Genomic DNA, 16,326 nt, shown 5'->3' on the forward strand with positions numbered 1-16,326 from the left:
GGTAAATCCTTTTCGTTTTGACATGTCGGCATGCAGTGGTAGCAATAGGTATGCTGACTTCCAGTTTCGCCTATCGCATAGCCATGTCTTCTTTGCTGCCAAACGACCGGGTGGGAACCAACGAGCCGATCAAAATCGGCTTTCTGGCGCCCTTATCAGGTGACGTCAGCTCTTGGGGCCTTCCCGGCCTTCAGGGATGCCGCCTGTGGCAAGACCGCCTGAACAAAGCCGGCGGCCTATTGGTGGGGGCACGACGCTATCCCGTTGAAATTGTTCCATTTGATTGCGGCTATGACGCCGATCGCGCAATGACTGGCGCCCGCCATCTGGTGCAATCTGAGAATGTAAAACTACTGTTGATGCTGGGCGGAGACACCTTTTCGCCGCTGCGAAAGTTCCTTTCAGACAACAAAGTGCTGACCTCCACACTGCTGCCAAGCGACCTGTCACCGGACACGCGCTACCTGATTGCACCCTCAGAAGTGCACCCTTTGTACAATGTCACCGGCGTCGATTGGCTGGCCCGCAACCACCCCGAAGTGCGCAAAGTTGCGCTGTGCAGCCAGACCGATGCCCACGGATTGCCCTCAATTGCCACATATCGGGCAGCGTTTGAAGCGGCCGGAATCGAGGTGGTTAAAGAGGTGAAATACGCCCCAGAAGAGACCGATGTCGCGGGAATCGTTCAGCCTATGCTCGATGCGGACCCTCAATTGGTCTGCTGGTGCACCAGTTACACACCAATGGTTAACGCCATGACAGAGTATGCTTTCAACAAGGGATACAACGGCAAGATCATGTCCTGCACGCTGGATGATTATGCCCGTCTGGTGGCCCGCACTTCGACAGAATTCATGGAAGGCACAATCTTTCAGTTCCCCGACTTTGATGACCCGGAACTGGCACGAAACACCTCATTCCTGATGCGGCCCAGCAGCTTTTACAAAGAATACACCACACGCTATCCGGACAGCTGGAGCGCGGTGAGCTGGGAATATGTTGCAATCCTCGACATATGGCATGCGGCGGTGGAAAAAGTGGCCTCTGTTCAGCCGGTGTCGGTGATGGCGACCATGAAACAGATGGATCCGGTGACCCACACCTTCGGCCCGGCCCGCTGGTGGGGGGAAAGCGTCTTTGGAATCGACAATGCTCTGATCGGCGATTGGCCTGTGGTCACGCTGAAATCCGGCAAGGCGCGCATCGCGGAATTCGTGTCCATCATCGACTGGCTCGACAAACACGAAGCCCTGTTTCGCCACCACATGGCGCAAGAAGGCCAACTCTGGCATCAGCGCGCCGAAAGTGGCCACCACGCCCAACTGACAGCCCGCGCGGCCTACTAAAGCAAATTGCGCCTATAGGCGGCCATTGGTGCGATGTTCGCGGTCACCCCAAATGGGAGAGGTCGCGCACAAACGTTTAAAGTCAAGACAAACGGCGAAAGCCTTAGCTTTCATGCATGAAAAGTTTCTGCTCTTCCACGAGGTGAAGCTTGGCAATCTCCACCGCCGATTCCAGATCACGCGCAGCAATCGCGTTGAACAGTGAATTGAATCGGGTTTGATAGTCCTGGATGCGATCCGGCGTCAGATGTTTGCGCATCAGTGCTGTGCGGAAACTGGCCCGACACACCTCGATCGTCATCTCATAACAGGATTCCAGCAAGGGATTCCGCGTCGCCTTGGCGATCCAGCGATAGAACTCTTCTTCCAAGCGGATGAATTCATTCAGATCCGTACGCACAGCTTCGATGCGGGCGACGATTTGCGCCAGTTTTTCCAGCTGCTTTGGCGTCATGTTCATCACCGCAAGGCGAGTCATCTCCGGCTCAATGATGGACCGCACGATCAGATGATCCAACGGACTCGTCCGCTCTCCCACCGATCCGGGCACGGGCGCTTCGACCTGCTCACTCTGATAGATCACAAAGCTGCCGCTCCCCTGGCGGCGGCGGATCATCTTGCAAGATTCAAGAACATCCAACGCTTCACGCACAGTGTTGCGGGACACCCCGAGCTCCGCGGCCAGGGCCCGTTCGGACGGCAGTCGCGAATTTGTCGGATATTCGCCGGACTGGATTCTTGCATACAAAGTACCCATGACCACGCGAACCGTCTCACCGACATCCTGACCATTTGGCAGATCAGTATTTATGACTTGGTTCATTCAACTTCCTGCGGCTCTAAACGCGCTTCCCTACTGTCTTGTACGTCATGCAGCGCCAGAAACTCAAGCAATCAACAAAAAAGACCCCGGCCCAAAAGCCGAGGTCTGCGTCATGTTATCAAGAGGTGTCTTGCTCACTTGCTGTCGGCATGGGTGATGACATCCGGCTCCAGCTCCCAGAGCTTGGGGTCAAGACCCGCCACCTGATCTTCTTCGCTGACACTCAGACCAACTGTAGCCTTAAGCACAGGCGCCATGATCAACGCGGTGATCACCCCGACGCCAATACAGACCGCCGCACCAACAAGCTGCATGATGAGTGAAATCTCACCCGCTTGGAAGGCATAGGCGCCCTCTTCGATTCCAAAGTAGCCACCACGCGGGGTGCCTGCTTTGAAAATCCCCAGAACAATCATGCCAAAGGTGCCACAGCCAATGAACAGCGGGAAAAGCTTATGCTCATCAATGCCGCGCTTGAGCGTGAATTCATAAACCGCAAATGCAACCAACGGTGCCGCCAGCCCCAGAAGGAAGGCCTCCCACGGCAGATACACATCAAAGCCAGACGCACCGGCGGCGTATCCCGCAAGCGGCCCAAGCAGGGTGTAGGCATAGTTGCCCGAGCGATAGGCCAGTATCAGGCCGGTGATGGCACCGCCTGCCCAAACCAGCGCATAGTTGTTGATCGCAATGCCAACGCTGGTGTCAGCCATGGTCACACTCACCGCCAGGGCTTCAGGGTCAAAGAAGAACAGGCACGACAGGATAACCATTGGCAAACCTGCAAAAATCAGCAGCAAACCGGGCGCGCAAAGCCCAATGCTCGGCGCGAGATAGGCCGACACCTGCGGGTGCGGATCCATCATGCCAGGGCGCGCGCCCAGCATTGGCGTGAACACCAGCGCCATACCTGCGGGGAACAGATAAACAAAACCCACACCAAAGAAGTCATGAAACCCGGCCAGCGTCAGCGGGCCAACAGATCCCCATGTGGCCCAGCTCAGCGCCGAAGATACGACTGCGGCCACCACACAGATGACAAAATAGGCCGATGCCTTCATCCGCTCAGACACCGAGAAGTGGAACAGAATGTTGATAATCCCGGCAAAGGTCGCAAGGAAAAAGATAAAGATCTGGAAGGTGTTCAGACCGGGGAATGTGCCCGGATCCGTATGGTGTGCCAAAGCATTGGTCATGCCTCCGCCCAGCCACCAGTCCTTCACAGAGTCCATCATGGTGGCGCCCTCCATGATATAGTACTGCCCCGCCCAAAGGCCGAACCCAACCATGTAGTAGGTCGCAAACCCCAGAAAAAATCCAAGTGTCTTTTCGATGGTCGAGTTGAAAAGGTTTTTGCGCCGGGCTGTCCCGGCGTCGATCAGCAGCAGGCCAACGACAACCAGGATCGCCCCGACCGTGCCAGATGCATACAGAATGTTCTGCACCAGCGAGTTTAATGTGACTTGTTCAGCGTGTATCGCGCTCACGTCGAGAGTCATGTGTTCTTCCCTCTTGGTTTTCCTGTTTTTTGCCGAATTTTTTATCTCGGCTTTGAAGTGCGGCGTGGTGCTCCTCCCAACAACCAGTTGCCCGCGCAAAGAACCTTTTCAGACCGGATTGGTACGATCCATTGGCTCGCCTTGATCATGCCCCATAATTGGACCATTTCAATTATTATTTTGAACCACCGGAATTTTCTATTCTTCACAGTAAGATAGTGGGCGCGTTTGCAAAGATTTTGTGCAAATCTCTGGTCCAATTTTAACAGTTTTTCTGGAAAAGTCCCAAATTGGTCCCGTGCAAAATTTCAGGATTCGTATGCGACTTCGGGTATTTCCTTGGGATGCTCAGACCAATACGCACATCAACACCAACGGCGCACTTGACCTCAGAGCACAGCCCCAGCAATCAACAATCACGCAACAGCATTTTCCGTAAGGGCTCCGTTTCGGGCACTTTTTGGGCACGGTCGTGTCTGACGGAAACCCGTCCCACGGCCTTGAATGAGTGGCACATGGTGTGGATTGGATTGTGGCTTGCGCGCTGACCGCTGCGATCGCAACGCTTCCCGGGGTCAATGCGCGTCACGCCCACGTAAAGCACCGCCATTTAACGCGCGATATAAACAGCAGTTCGTGCGCTGAAAAGCAGCCTGTTAGCCAAACAAAGTGAGCTGCACAGGAATCGGCGCGTAGCCGCTGCGCAGCTTCACGGCTTTCCATTCTTCACAAACCGCGCGCGCGGCGCCTTCTGTCTCAAGATAATCGACCCGACGCTGCCCGCCCTTGCTGCCAATGCGCCCCCATTCGTGGATGACACACCATTCGCCGAAAAGCGTCTGTGTGACATACAGCACATAAAAGCGCCGCTGGCGGCGGCCAGGATTGATTTTCTCAAGTCGGATCAGCACCTCAGCCCTCCGGGTGTAGACCCGCATCAGTCAGCATTTCACGATCCGGCAAATCTCTAAGACTTTCCAGATCAAACGCCACCAAAAACTGATCGGTTGTCACAAAAGTGTAGGGGGCTCCGCGTCGTGGACTGCGCGGCCCGGTGCTGATGAGACCGCGATCATGCAAGCGGCCAATCAGATCGCGGCTGATATCTTTGCCAAAAATGTCCTTCAACCCGTCGCGCGTGATCGGCTGGCGATAGGCGATGGCGGCCAGAACGGCGATCTCAAACTCTCCCAGATCCACCAGATGGGCGCCCAGTTGCGATGCAGCACGAATGGCAGGCGCATAGGCTGTGCGCGTGCGCAAAATCCAGCCGTCGTTGACAGCGGCAATCTCAAAAGCCCGCCCATCCAGATCGGCAGCCAAATCTTCAAGCAGTAAATCGACCGAAACACCCTGCCCAACAACGCGCGCCAGATCGGCTGTTGCAACCGGCGCCGCAGAGGCAAACAAAACCGCTTCGATCCGGCGCATCCATTCCCGCCAGCGCAGCTCGGGGGCCAGATCGTCCAATTCGCGATCCAAAACAGGCTCTTTGCGATCTTTCATATCGTCAAATCCCGTAGAGACGAAAGCTCTCGCGCCCGCTCAGCTCTTTGGCAACCCCAAGACTGACCAGACGATCACAAAACCGCCGCGCCGCACGATCCGACATCAGATGAGTCAACATTGCTGGCGTCACCGCATCTTGGGAAAGGAACAGCGCGACCGCCTTGTCAGATCCCTTTGCGCGCAGCTTTGGCGCAACCGCACGCAACGCCTCGGCCCGTCGGATCAAACTCTGCGACACACTTAAAGCATGATCGGCCGCCAACGTGGTGGCCGTATGGCACGCCAACCGCGCATCATCCTCTGTTTTACGTAGGTCGCGCGCCGTCAGACCAAGCGCCATCAAAGGCACAACATGCGTCCAGTTCATGGCCCGCGCCAATCGCGCATCCGCAAGACACATTGCCAGCCCCTCTGACTTAGGCTGATCTTTCAGCACCGCCGCCAAAGTTGCCGCCGCTTGCCCAATCGGGGATTTGGCCGTTCTCTCGCTCGACACCCGCAACCAGCCCTCGATCTCATCCGCCTCATACTGTGCAAAAGCACGTTGTAACGACACTTTACTCAAGGGGCGCGCCACCGCGCGACGCCAACTCATATAGGTGGCCCCAGCAGGCCCCGGATGGTCTTCTGGCCGCAGAAACGTCACCGCATCACGCAATTCTGTGGCGCGTTCCGGGCGTCCGGTCGCCACAACCGTCGCTTCCGCAGCCCGCAATGCCAAACGATCTCGCAACACCCCAAGAGGCAAGGCATCTTGCGCCAGAGTGTCACTGAGTTTGGCCAGAGCCGCACCGGAAAAAAACGCTGCATCTTCAATAGATTGTCCACTCCGACGCGCGCGCGCATCCCTCGGAAGCTGACCTGCCTCATCAAAAGCGTCATCAAGCAAGGCGCGGTGTGTTGTCCCGAGTGTCATACACCATCAGCTACACCATTGCGGCGCTTTACGCTATCCTTTTTCTCATAAAAGCGCCGCACAATGCAATTTCGAGATATGTCCAATAATCTTGCTTTTGGCCCGGTAATCGCCGATTCTCCTGACCATGAGGTCATTATATCACTCAGATCCCGTTTATCAGGATGTCCAACGCCTGTTTCAAGTCCTGTTCGTAAGCGCGCAAAGAGCCCAGAGAGCCGCAGAGCGCCGCTCCAGGCACCGCAGCAAGCTCGGGCACCCGCACGAGCCACTCCCGCCCCTCAAATGCCACCACAGGCGCTATCAGGGGCAAATGGGCGTATTTCTCCGCCTCACGCAGTGGCGCAACTATGCGCGTTGCATCGAGACCAAGCAAATCCGTCTGCAAATCCACAACCAGCTGACCGTCGCACACGCCATCATTCGGCGCACCATTCAGCCTGTAAACATCAAACTGCGCCATAGAGTTACGCCCTCAAATGCGCCGCAGGCGTGGCATTGGTGCCCCCTCGCCCGCCACCTCCTGCGCATAAGCGTCAAGCGCAGCGCCATTTTCAGCCTGCCAGCGTCTGTTTCGCGCCACCTTTGCCGCGTCCACAATCGCCGCCTCCGCAAGGCGCGACATGTTCAGTCCAAGGTTTCGCGCCTCTGCCACAACATCAGCATCCAGCGTGAGATTGACCTTTATCCGGCTCATCACAACCTCCAAATTTTATACGTATGTTTCAGGAGTATATGCCCGTGAATACTGCCCAGCAACCCAAGCCCTCCGCACACACCAGCAAGGCCTATGCCGCGGATTGGCGCCATTTTTCACGTTGGTGTCGCCTGCAAGGTCACGCCCCCATGCCTCCTGAACCCGATGTTGTGGCCAGCTACCTTGCGGAGCTCGCAAATCCAGCCAGCGGCCCAGCCCTAAAAGTCGCCAGCATAGAGCGGCGGTTCGCCGGCCTCTTGTGGAACTGCGCCCAACGCGGGCAACCGCTGGATCGGAACGCCCCTGCCCTCGCAAATCTCATGCGAGACCTGCGTGCCAATCATCACCGCGCGCCGGATCGCAAACAGGCAATCCAGCCAGAGGAAATTCACGCCATGGCAGCCACCCTGCCCTTTGATCTACGCGGGTTGAGAGATCGCGCGCTCTTGCGTCTCGGCTATGAGGCGGGGCTTGGCCGCACTGATCTGGTCGGTCTGGATCTCGGCGCACATGACAATCCTGACGATGACACGCGCCGAGGTTGGATTGAGATTTCAGAAACTGGCGCCGCCGTCACCTACAGCACACGCACTGGTCAGCAAACGGTCTGCATCAATCGCCAGATCAAGGAACAGATCTGCGCGGTACACGCGCTAGAGCAATGGCTTCACTTTTCAAAAATCCAGGCAGGCCCCGTTTTTGTCGGTATTTCAAGAGACGGCAAGCGCGCGCTTGATGCGCGCCTGAACGACAAACATGTGGCCCGCCTTATCAAACGCACAGTTATCGCAGCAGGTTTGCGTCCAGATCTGTCTGAAAAAGAGCGTCTCGCATTGTTCTCCGGGCACAGCCTGCGCAGCGGTTTGGCCAGATCGCGTAAGGCAGCGAAAAAAGCGGGAAGTTACGCCCAACAAGGCGAATAACGATCGGCGGTGACAAATAGGCCAATGTTTATTTGGACGCTGGCTGTCTTCGCGCGTCCGCCTTACCGTCTTTTCCCACAAAAAAGCCGCGAAACCAATCACAGGTTTCGCGGCGAAACCCCTTCGCGGGGTGTCTGAAAGGAGCGCCGGTCAGTTGCGTTCCAGATAGACCCGGATCTCCTCCATCAGCCCGTCCATAAGTTCAGCATCCAAATCTTGACCTTCGAACCGCAAAACATATCCCTTTGCGTCTTGCTTAGGGCTGACAGAAACGCCGTTGGAGCTGACAAACTTATGCGCATGACCCCAGTCGTCAACTGTCGCGGCTGCACGGGGGCGCCCACCGCGTTTGGGATCCCGCACTGGCGCATCAAGCGTTTCGATCACGCCTTCAATAACGGCCCACTCTTCGTCTGACGTGGCATATGTCGCAGCGGCCAACCCATCGCGAATGCGGTCTTCACCGCCCTGCCGCAACGCTTGCGCCAACTTCAAACCCCGTTTTTCACTCAGCGCATCGGGAAATTCCAACATGTCCCCCAACTCTTCAAAAATCAGCGCAAAGCTACGCACCTTTGAACGCTTCGCCTTGGAGCCCGTCGCAAACAGTTTGTTGACCGCGTCTTCAACATTCAGAAACGCACCTTGCTGCGCAGAAATCACAGCAATGCGGCCGCGCTCAAAATGGCTCAGCTCCGAACGCACCTCGTTTTCCTCAACCATCGCGACGAAGGCCGCATCGGTTTCCGCCTTTGGCCGAATGATTGCCCGAATGGTCTTGAACGCAGCATCCTCAGTCAATCCGAGCAGCTCACGCACAGCCATCAGTCGCCGATACCCAGACAACAGGCCAAACTTCGGCGCATTCTCCCCATCACTTCCAGGCAATTCGTAAACTTCGATTGGCAACCGCAAACCATTTGCTGAAATCGAAAGCCGCAATTCCAGCATGTCGTCAGGGTCCAGCGCGGCACGGTCTCGCACCATGGCATCCGCGTTAATCTCACCAACTGGAATATCGACAAGCAGGCGCCCTTCTGTTTCCGCGTCATTCAGCTTGGCTTCACTCGCTTCCAACTGCGCCTGGCGCGCGCGATCTGCAACACTTGCCGGCTGTGCAACCGCAGCTGCATCTGCGGCGATCTTTGCGATTGGTGCCACACCGCGCACCTGTGATGCCGCCGGCTCCGGCACGGAGGTTTCGCGGCGAAACTCCTCTTCCAGTTTGGTCAGATCGGCACTGCTGGGTGCCACCAGTTTTCTACGCTTAGCCATCGGTTGCCTCCGTGCTCATCTGTTCCGCTTTCAAATCTTCCAGATCACGCCACCAGGTTCCAAGAATGATTTCTTTCACCTCAGCCCAGGTACGATCAAACGTTTCGCGCCCGCGCACATATGTATCTCGATTGAACTCTCGGTAATCCGCTTCATAGATGCCGTTCACCTGTTCCCCGGCTTGTCCAACCATCGCGGTCATTTCCTGTCGATAGGTTGTCATGAAATCTCCGAAGTAAGCCTGAATGACGTTGGCCAAGTCAGTCTGCTGGCCAGCGTCAAACCGGGTGATCAACGCACGCACCGCGTCCCACTCAAATTTCACTTCTGGCAAACCATCCCGTCGCCGCGCAGCATTCTCACCTTCTTCAACGCTCGCAAACGTCGAGTACAGCATGTCAAAGAAGCGCCCCGTGGAATCAAATTCCAGAAACGACGCACCAAGCGGAACCAGCAGGATGTCGGCGGCCGCCAAGGCATTGATCGTCAGATAGCCAAGGGCAGGGGGCGTGTCCAAAATAATGATGTCATAATCGTCCACGATCTTTTCGTTTTCCAGCGCATTGGTCAGCGCATCCCATAAGGGCCAACTGCGCAGCCCCATCCTCCAAACCGGAATCTGAAATTCAGCCCAGTAGAGATTCAGCTGCGCGCCCAGCAGATCGATGTTTGGCCAATGTGTCGGCTGGATGATATCACGCGCGGTTGTGTTCAGCGCCTCGGTCAGTGTCTCGTCAAAGGGCAGGGGGCTTTCGCCAGCCGCCTCGCGCACACTGTTTTCAGCAAGCAACGCCTGCGCATAGTCTTTCGCCATCAAGGGGAACGCGGTCGACCATTCGTCCGGCACGTCCCCACCCATGATGGAGGTCAGCGAGCCCTGGCTGTCCAGATCGATCACAAGCACCTTATAGCCATCCAATGCCGCCGACATGGCAAGATGCGCGGTGGTGGTGGTCTTTGATGTCCCACCTTTGAAGTTGGAGACGGCAACGATTTTCGCAGGCAACCCTTCAGGACGCCATGGCTTGTATTCCCGGTCCTGCGCGCCCTCCGCAGCGAAATGCGCCCTCAGCGCCAGAACATCCTCAAGTGTAAACCATTTGGAATTGCCCTCACCGACCCCCTGAGGAAGGTCCGGGTATTTTTTCAGAACTCTCCGAAAATGCGCAGGCGCAACCGGGATCAGGAACTTGCAGATTTCCCAAGTCGAGAATCGACGCAGCCTCTTCTTGCCGTCGGGGGCGTATCCTCTGCGCGCGAGATCCTGTCGCCCTTTGGTGGCAAAGGCCGCTGCTTTTGCGAATCGCGCTGTGTCGATAGGGTCAGATAACTTGGCTGCGGCTTCCTCTGGGTTGATGTTGAAATAAGGGGGCAGGTTGTCTTTGCCTGATACCATCTCAGTTCCTCAGCGATGTACTGCTTCAATCATGATTTTGACGGAACTATCGCACATGAAACCAACCTTGTGAAACAAAACACGCGGTTTCGCCGCGAAACCTTCCAAAAAACAGAAAAAACAGCGACATATAGCTTGTAGAATCTTTAGGGACTTTAGAATCTTTACGTCTGGAAAATAATTATAAAACAAATACTTAAATGTGTTTGGGGACCCCTCTACAGGATCAATGGGACCCGTACACAGGATCAAAGGTGCCTAGATGCGGTGAGTAGGGGCCCGATTCGCGGTAATAGGGGCACCTGAGTCCAGTTTTGGCCCATTCCGCAAGGAATTTGGTCTGTTTCCCGCAATTTCCCGGAGTCTCATCCTGTAGCCGGGTCCCTTTAAGGGGCATCCACAGCCCCCAAAGTCGTCAAAGGGACCCGCTTACGGGACCGGATTTTTCGACATTGGAGCACCCTTATTGGGTTTGCGTTAAGGTTCCTTTCGGCGCATAATGTCAAAAAAAAGGGCAGAGCGATGAACGACATTCCTCGCGACCAGCTCACAGGCGCTTTGCGGCGCGGAGCGGTGAAAAAACACGTGGCGGCGATCCACGTTTCAGGCAAGCTGACGCTACTCCAGCGCAAGCTTTCAAACGTGCTGTTGCTGAACGCGTATGACACGCTCACCAGCCACGGCAAGCACTCTATTGATGCGCGCACGCTTTGTATGATGATTGGGTACAATTCCAATGACATGGAAACGCTGAAGGCATCATTGCGCGGTTTGGCGGAAACCGTCGCGGAATGGGACATGCTGGATGAAAAAGGACAGCAAGAATGGGGCGTCTCGAGCCTTCTGAGCTATGCGAAGCTCAAAGGCGGCGTTTGTGAGTACGCCTATTCGCCTGCTTTGGCTGAAAAACTGCATGACCCAAAGGTCTTTGCGCTCATCAACCTGAATATTCAGCGCAAATTCACCTCCGGCCACGCGCTTGCGCTTTATGAAAACTGCTATCGCTTCATTCGCACGGGCAGCACCGGTTGGTGGTCGATGGATCTGTTTCGGCGCCTCATGGGGCTTGAGGGCTCCAGCTATTATGAGAGCTACAAGCATCTGAATGCGAAGGTTATCAAACCAGCCGTCGCAGAGGTCAATAAAACCAGCAACATCCTGATCGAGCCGGAAACCCGCAAGCAGGGCAGGGTGGTGACGGATATTCGCTTCCGCATCAAAGAGAACCCACAACTGGCGATTCTGGATATTGATGATGGTGAAGGTCTGCGTCACGGGCCGGTTTATGCGCGCCTTCTCGAACTTGGCGTTAGCGATCGATTGGCGCGTCAATGGCTTGGTGCCTACGGCGAAGAGCAGGTGATGGCGAAACTCGACTATGTGAAACAGCGTAAAGACGTGAAAAGCATGGTGGGTTATCTCACGGCGGCCCTGAAAGAAGACTACAAGCCCACCGACGAGCCGCCGAAACCGCAATCAACCGCGCCTAAATCTGATCGGGCGGAGCGGTTGCGCCGGGTTCAGGCCGCAATTGAAGCGCGCACCCCAACGCAGCGCGACGCAGACAAACGCCTGTTTGCAAGCCAGCTCGAAGATGATGTCGCGCGTGGTGATTTTGAGCGTTTCGGCTGGGTGTCTCCGCTCAATATCCGCGCAATCTTCGCGTTCTGGGAAGATATGGACCCCGAGATTTTCGAAGGTTTGGAAAAGGCAGAGGCCTAGCATCACATCTTGGCGCCTCAATAGCGTCCCCTCGTGCCAGTTAGGTGGTGTTTGGGGCGCGTGGCGGGCACCATTTTGCCTTACGATTCTGTCATTTTAAGCCGTTGTAAGCAAATTCGCGCAGATACTCTCTCGAAGTGATGGTGTGCTGCGGCCATTTCAGCCATAATCATAGATTATTGGACATATCTAGATATTGCAGGTTGCGGCGCTTTTTGTGGCGAAAGACAGGACAAAGCGCCGCAATGTCCGCTGCCAAGGGTGTGTACTTTTGCCTGCATCGGCACACGCGCTCTTGCAGTTGTGACAGATCACTCTATCTATGACGCGCGCGCCGGGCCCTGATGATGTGCTTTACATTCTAAGGGTTTGTTCGAAATGTCAGGAACATACCGCCAGCTTCAACAACAACGCGACGCATGGTAGATCTCGTCTTTATCAACGATCGTCGCACCACACGCACATCCGCCTGAGGGCAGTTTGAGGAACACGCACATGACGCAGATTTCATTTGGCCTTGTTGGGGTGGGCACCATGGGGGCGGCGCTTGCGCTCAACATCGCAGAACAAGGCCATGATCTTGCGCTGTATAATCTGGAAACTGAAACCGTTGACGCGCTGCTTGCGCGCGCGGGCGATTTGGCGCCACGACTGACAAAAGCAGACAGTGTTCAGGCGTTGGTCGCGTCAATGCCGGCGCCGCGCGCCGTGTTGCTTTTGGTTCCGGCCGGGGGGCCGGTTGATGCATCCATAGCGGCGCTGGTGTCCGAGCTTGCCCCCGGCGACATTATCGTGGACTGCGGCAACAGTGATTTTCGCGAAACCCAGGCCCGCACTGCGCGTATCGAGGCGGCCGGGCTTCAATATCTCGGTGTCGGTGTCAGTGGTGGCGAAGAGGGCGCGCGCCATGGCCCTTCCATGATGGTTGGTGGGGCCGAACAGGCCTGGCTGCGCGTTCAGCCAATGCTGGAAAAGATTGCCGCCGATTACCAAGGCGCGCCTTGTGTCGCGCATCTTGGGTCTGACGGGGCAGGCCACTTCGTGAAAACGGTTCACAATGGCATTGAATACGCCGACATGCAGATGATTTCAGAAATCTATGGTGTGTTGCGTGATGGCGAAGGGCGCACCCCAGCAGAGATCGCGCCGCTGTTTGATCGCTGGAACACGGGTGATCTGGAAAGTTTCCTGATCGAGACCTCCGCCAAAGCGCTGAAAGCTGTGGATCCCGAAACCGGCAAGCCGATGGTTGACGTGATTGTCGATCAGGCCGGACAGAAAGGCACCGGTCGCTGGACGGTGATTGAGGCCATTCGCATGGGCCAATCTGCCTCAGTGATTGAGGCCGCGGTGGGCGCGCGGGTGATGTCTTCGGAACGAACGGTGCGACACACAGCGCAAGATGTGTTCCGCGCGCAGGACACACCTCAAACGACGCAGCCGGTCGTTTTCAGCGAAGAGGATCTAGAGGCCGCTTTCCGCGTTGGCCGCATTCTGGCCTACGCACAAGGGTTCCGCATTCTAAAAGCCGGGTCGGACGAATTTGACTGGGATCTGGATTTTGCGCGGATCGCAGAGATTTGGCGCGCCGGCTGTATCATCCGCTCGGCTTTGTTGGATGACATTGCCGAGGCATTCAAAAACGAGTTGCCCCATGGCCGGTTGATCTTGTCGGATCATTTCGCCACGCTGCTTAAGGACAATATCGGGGCGCTGCGGCGGGTGGTTGCTCAGGCCATAATGGCCGGTCTGCCGGTGCCCGCCCTATCTGCCGCAGTGTCGTGGTTTGATGCGATCAGTCAGGCGCGCGGCACGACAGATCTCATTCAGGCGCAGCGGGATATTTTTGGCGCTCATGGGTTCCAACGTCTCGACAAGGCGGGCACCTTCCACGGTGCGTGGTAGCTGGATTTCTGATCGCGCCGTGATTGGCGTGGCATAGCGCTGCGAAAATTTGCCAAACGCTGCCCAATCCTGCTTAGGTAGAGCATGTTTGGTCGGTTTATTGAGTCTGTTGCGGTTGCCCGAATAATTGCTTTGGCGCTGATTTTCTTTGCGTTGTTTGTGCGTGTGGCTGATCCGATTCCGGTTCAGCTCGTGCGCAATCTCACCTTTGACAGTTTCCAGCGCATTTTGCCGCGCACGCCAGAGGCGTTGCCGGTTGCGATCATTGATATTGATGACGCCAGTATCGCGGAAATTGGCCAATGGCCCTGGCCGCGCACCCGCTTTGCAGAGATGATCGACACGCTCACATCATACGGCGCGGTGGCCATTGCTTTTGATGTGATTTTTGCTGAGCCAGACCGACTGTCTCCCAAGGCGGTGGCAATCGACAATGAGGCATTGCCGCGCGGGGTGTCGCAGGCCCTCTCGCAGCTCCCCGACAACGACGATGTGCTGGCGGAGGCCTTTCAGCGCGCGCGGGTGATCGTTGGGCAAACCAGCGTGCGAAGCGCGTTTCACCGCGCCACCCAAAGTGCAGAGGTTCAAGATGTGCCGCACGCCACGATGGGGCCGCCGCCGGATGGCTTTATTCTGGAGCTGCCTGATCTGGTACAGAATCTTTCGGTTCTGGAAGACGCGGCTGCGGGGCGCGGGATGTTTTCCATTCGGCCAGATCCTGATGGGGTCTATCGCAATCTGCCGATGGTGATGCGGGCCGAGGGCCATTTGCGTCTCGCCTTGGCGCCGGAAATGCTGCGCGTGGCCACGGGCGGTGCGCCATTTGTGCTGCGCTCCAATGAAGCGGGTGTGGATGGCGTGGTGCTCGCGCGCCAGTTTGTGCAAACCTCCGCTGATGGCACCGTGCGCCCCTATCTCACACGCTCGCGACAGGATCGGTTCATTCCTGCGGCGGATGTGTTGAACGGCACGCTGAAGCCAGCGCAGGTGTCAGGGAAGCTGCTGTTTTTTGGCACATCTGCGGTCGGGCTGGGGGACTACCGCGCAACCCCGTTTGGCGTGTCCGTACCGGGGGTGGAGCTGCACGCGCAGCTGCTGGAAAACCTGCTGACCAACACCCTGTTGCAGCGACCCAATTACGCCATTTCTGTCGAGCTGACGGTCACATTCCTGCTGTGCTTGTTGTTTGTCATCGTCACCCCGATCATGAACGCCAAGTTTCTCGCCGCCTCCTCTGTGGCTTTCCTTGTGACCTGCGGCTGGGGCTCGTTCCTGCTGTTTCAGAACGAGAGAATTCTGCTCGACGCCAGTTTCCCGATCGTGTCTGCGCTGGCCACGATCATCTTTATGTCCACCACCAACTACATGCGCGAGGAAAAGCGGCGGCGCGATATCCGCAGCGCTTTTGGCCATTATGTGTCCGAAGATCTGGTCGACGCCATTAGTGACAATCCGGATGGTCTGCAGCTCGGTGGAGAAACCCGCGAGCTCACACTCTTGTTCAGCGACGTGCGCGGGTTCACGCCCATTGCCGAAAGCTTCCGGGACAATCCTGCCGGTCTGACCCGGTTGATGAACACATTTCTCAACCTGCAGTCCAATGCCATTCTCAATGAACGTGGCACCATCGACAAATTCATGGGGGATGCGGTGATGGCCTTCTGGAACGCCCCGCTCCCTCACGAGGATCACGTCCGCGCCGCCTGCCGCGCGGCTCTTCTGATGCGCGACGGGGTGGAGGCGCTCAATGCCAAACGCCAGAAGGAGGCTCAGGACACTGGCACGGTTTTTATGGAAATTCGGTTTGGCATCGGAATCGCAACGGGCTCTTGCATGGTGGGCAATATGGGCTCTGACACCCGCTTTGATTACACCGCCATGGGCGATCCGGTGAATCTGGCCTCGCGTCTGGAGGGGCAGTCCAGCACCTATGGCAAAACCGTGATTGTGGCCGCCGAAACCGCGCGGCGGGTGGGCGATGAGTTTGCCCTGCTTGAGCTGGATCTGGTGCGGCTGAAGGGCAAGCGGCAGGCGGAACATATTTTTGCGCTTCTCGGCACCTCTGAGCTCCGTAAAAATGCGCCGTTTCAGCAGATTTGGTCACGCAACGCAGAGATGCTGCACGCCTATCGCAGCCGCGAATGGCAGACCGCAAAAAACCTGCTCGCGGTCATGGCGAAACTCAATGCGGACCACGACTTTGGGCTGGATCGCCATCTGGCCAACTACCGCGAGCGTATAGACGCATTTGAAATGGCCCCGCCCCCGGACGATTGGGATGGGGTGCATGATGCCACTTCAAAGTAGCGCTCCTG

Annotated in this window: 14 protein-coding genes; 5 read left to right on the forward strand and 9 right to left on the reverse strand. The window is 56.7% G+C overall.

What is annotated here, in order from left to right; all coding sequences use genetic code 11:
* Positions 1 to 50 precede the first annotated feature (50 nt).
* Positions 51 to 1,346: an ABC transporter substrate-binding protein gene (locus J7413_RS18335; protein WP_209100882.1), complete on the forward strand. Its 1,296-nt coding sequence runs from the start codon at positions 51 to 53 to the stop codon at positions 1,344 to 1,346.
* 103 nt (positions 1,347 to 1,449) lie between these two features.
* Here J7413_RS18335 and J7413_RS18340 read toward each other — a convergent pair whose 3' ends face one another.
* The 7 genes from J7413_RS18340 to J7413_RS18370 form a co-directional block, all read right to left on the reverse strand.
* Entirely contained in the window at positions 1,450 to 2,169 is a 720-nt protein-coding gene (locus tag J7413_RS18340; protein WP_209100884.1) for an FCD domain-containing protein, read from the reverse strand.
* Between the two features lie 134 nt (positions 2,170 to 2,303).
* A complete protein-coding gene (locus J7413_RS18345; protein WP_209100886.1) occupies positions 2,304 to 3,668 on the reverse strand; it encodes an ammonium transporter in 1,365 nt (454 codons plus the stop codon).
* Positions 3,669 to 4,324: 656 nt separating this feature from the next.
* Positions 4,325 to 4,579: a WGR domain-containing protein gene (locus J7413_RS18350; RefSeq protein ID WP_209100888.1), complete on the reverse strand. Its 255-nt coding sequence runs from the start codon at positions 4,577 to 4,579 to the stop codon at positions 4,325 to 4,327.
* 1 nt (position 4,580) lies between these two features.
* The gene (locus J7413_RS18355; RefSeq protein WP_209100890.1) at positions 4,581 to 5,174 is read right to left on the reverse strand and encodes an SMC-Scp complex subunit ScpB; all 594 of its coding nucleotides are present in this window, start codon (positions 5,172 to 5,174) and stop codon (positions 4,581 to 4,583) included.
* A gap of 4 nt (positions 5,175 to 5,178) precedes the next feature.
* Complete coding sequence (locus J7413_RS18360; protein WP_209100892.1) at positions 5,179 to 6,093, reverse strand: DUF1403 family protein; 915 nt, start codon at positions 6,091 to 6,093, stop codon at positions 5,179 to 5,181.
* 145 nt (positions 6,094 to 6,238) lie between these two features.
* Positions 6,239 to 6,556 carry a CcdB family protein gene (locus J7413_RS18365; RefSeq protein ID WP_209100894.1) on the reverse strand — a complete coding sequence of 106 codons (318 nt, stop codon included), beginning with the start codon at positions 6,554 to 6,556 and terminating at the stop codon, positions 6,239 to 6,241.
* A gap of 12 nt (positions 6,557 to 6,568) precedes the next feature.
* Positions 6,569 to 6,790 (reverse strand): type II toxin-antitoxin system CcdA family antitoxin, encoded by a 222-nt coding sequence (locus J7413_RS18370; RefSeq protein WP_209100896.1) that lies wholly within the window; start codon positions 6,788 to 6,790, stop codon positions 6,569 to 6,571.
* Positions 6,791 to 6,939: 149 nt separating this feature from the next.
* On the opposite strand from J7413_RS18370, the gene J7413_RS18375 reads away from it, so the two are divergent.
* A complete protein-coding gene (locus tag J7413_RS18375) occupies positions 6,940 to 7,713 on the forward strand; it encodes an integrase (RefSeq protein WP_209100898.1) in 774 nt (257 codons plus the stop codon).
* A gap of 150 nt (positions 7,714 to 7,863) precedes the next feature.
* On the opposite strand, the gene J7413_RS18380 is transcribed toward J7413_RS18375, so the two are convergent.
* Both J7413_RS18380 and J7413_RS18385 read right to left on the reverse strand, forming a co-directional pair.
* The gene (locus tag J7413_RS18380; protein WP_209100901.1) at positions 7,864 to 8,988 is read right to left on the reverse strand and encodes a ParB N-terminal domain-containing protein; all 1,125 of its coding nucleotides are present in this window, start codon (positions 8,986 to 8,988) and stop codon (positions 7,864 to 7,866) included.
* Positions 8,981 to 10,384, reverse strand: a complete 1,404-nt coding sequence (locus J7413_RS18385) for an AAA family ATPase (RefSeq protein WP_209100902.1) — start codon at positions 10,382 to 10,384, stop codon at positions 8,981 to 8,983. Before J7413_RS18385 ends, J7413_RS18380 begins: the two co-directional genes overlap by 8 nt.
* Positions 10,385 to 10,906: 522 nt before the next feature.
* On the opposite strand from J7413_RS18385, the gene J7413_RS18390 reads away from it, so the two are divergent.
* From J7413_RS18390 to J7413_RS18400, 3 genes are all read left to right on the forward strand, one after another.
* Entirely contained in the window at positions 10,907 to 12,106 is a 1,200-nt protein-coding gene (locus J7413_RS18390) for a replication initiation protein (RefSeq protein WP_209100904.1), read from the forward strand.
* Between the two features lie 495 nt (positions 12,107 to 12,601).
* Positions 12,602 to 14,011: an NADP-dependent phosphogluconate dehydrogenase gene (gndA, locus tag J7413_RS18395; RefSeq protein ID WP_209100906.1), complete on the forward strand. Its 1,410-nt coding sequence runs from the start codon at positions 12,602 to 12,604 to the stop codon at positions 14,009 to 14,011.
* An 84-nt stretch (positions 14,012 to 14,095) separates the two neighbouring features.
* Positions 14,096 to 16,318, forward strand: a complete 2,223-nt coding sequence (locus J7413_RS18400; protein WP_209100908.1) for an adenylate/guanylate cyclase domain-containing protein — start codon at positions 14,096 to 14,098, stop codon at positions 16,316 to 16,318.
* The last annotated feature ends 8 nt before the right edge of the window (positions 16,319 to 16,326 follow it).

Source organism: Shimia sp. R10_1 (assembly GCF_017744095.1).
Taxonomy (GTDB): Bacteria; Pseudomonadota; Alphaproteobacteria; order Rhodobacterales; family Rhodobacteraceae; genus Shimia.

Excerpts from the sequence above, each read along its gene's own strand:
- J7413_RS18335 (WP_209100882.1), top strand. The coding sequence starts at position 51 with ATGCTGACTTCCAGTTTCGCCTATCGCATAGCCATGTCTTCTTTGCTG.
- J7413_RS18340 (WP_209100884.1), bottom strand. The coding sequence starts at position 2,169 with ATGAACCAAGTCATAAATACTGATCTGCCAAATGGTCAGGATGTCGGT.
- J7413_RS18345 (WP_209100886.1), bottom strand. The coding sequence starts at position 3,668 with ATGACTCTCGACGTGAGCGCGATACACGCTGAACAAGTCACATTAAAC.
- J7413_RS18355 (WP_209100890.1), bottom strand. The coding sequence starts at position 5,174 with ATGAAAGATCGCAAAGAGCCTGTTTTGGATCGCGAATTGGACGATCTG.
- J7413_RS18360 (WP_209100892.1), bottom strand. The coding sequence starts at position 6,093 with ATGACACTCGGGACAACACACCGCGCCTTGCTTGATGACGCTTTTGAT.
- J7413_RS18365 (WP_209100894.1), bottom strand. The coding sequence starts at position 6,556 with ATGGCGCAGTTTGATGTTTACAGGCTGAATGGTGCGCCGAATGATGGC.
- J7413_RS18370 (WP_209100896.1), bottom strand. The coding sequence starts at position 6,790 with ATGAGCCGGATAAAGGTCAATCTCACGCTGGATGCTGATGTTGTGGCA.
- J7413_RS18375 (WP_209100898.1), top strand. The coding sequence starts at position 6,940 with ATGCCTCCTGAACCCGATGTTGTGGCCAGCTACCTTGCGGAGCTCGCA.
- J7413_RS18380 (WP_209100901.1), bottom strand. The coding sequence starts at position 8,988 with ATGGCTAAGCGTAGAAAACTGGTGGCACCCAGCAGTGCCGATCTGACC.
- J7413_RS18385 (WP_209100902.1), bottom strand. The coding sequence starts at position 10,384 with ATGGTATCAGGCAAAGACAACCTGCCCCCTTATTTCAACATCAACCCA.
- J7413_RS18390 (WP_209100904.1), top strand. The coding sequence starts at position 10,907 with ATGAACGACATTCCTCGCGACCAGCTCACAGGCGCTTTGCGGCGCGGA.
- gndA (WP_209100906.1), top strand. The coding sequence starts at position 12,602 with ATGACGCAGATTTCATTTGGCCTTGTTGGGGTGGGCACCATGGGGGCG.
- J7413_RS18400 (WP_209100908.1), top strand. The coding sequence starts at position 14,096 with ATGTTTGGTCGGTTTATTGAGTCTGTTGCGGTTGCCCGAATAATTGCT.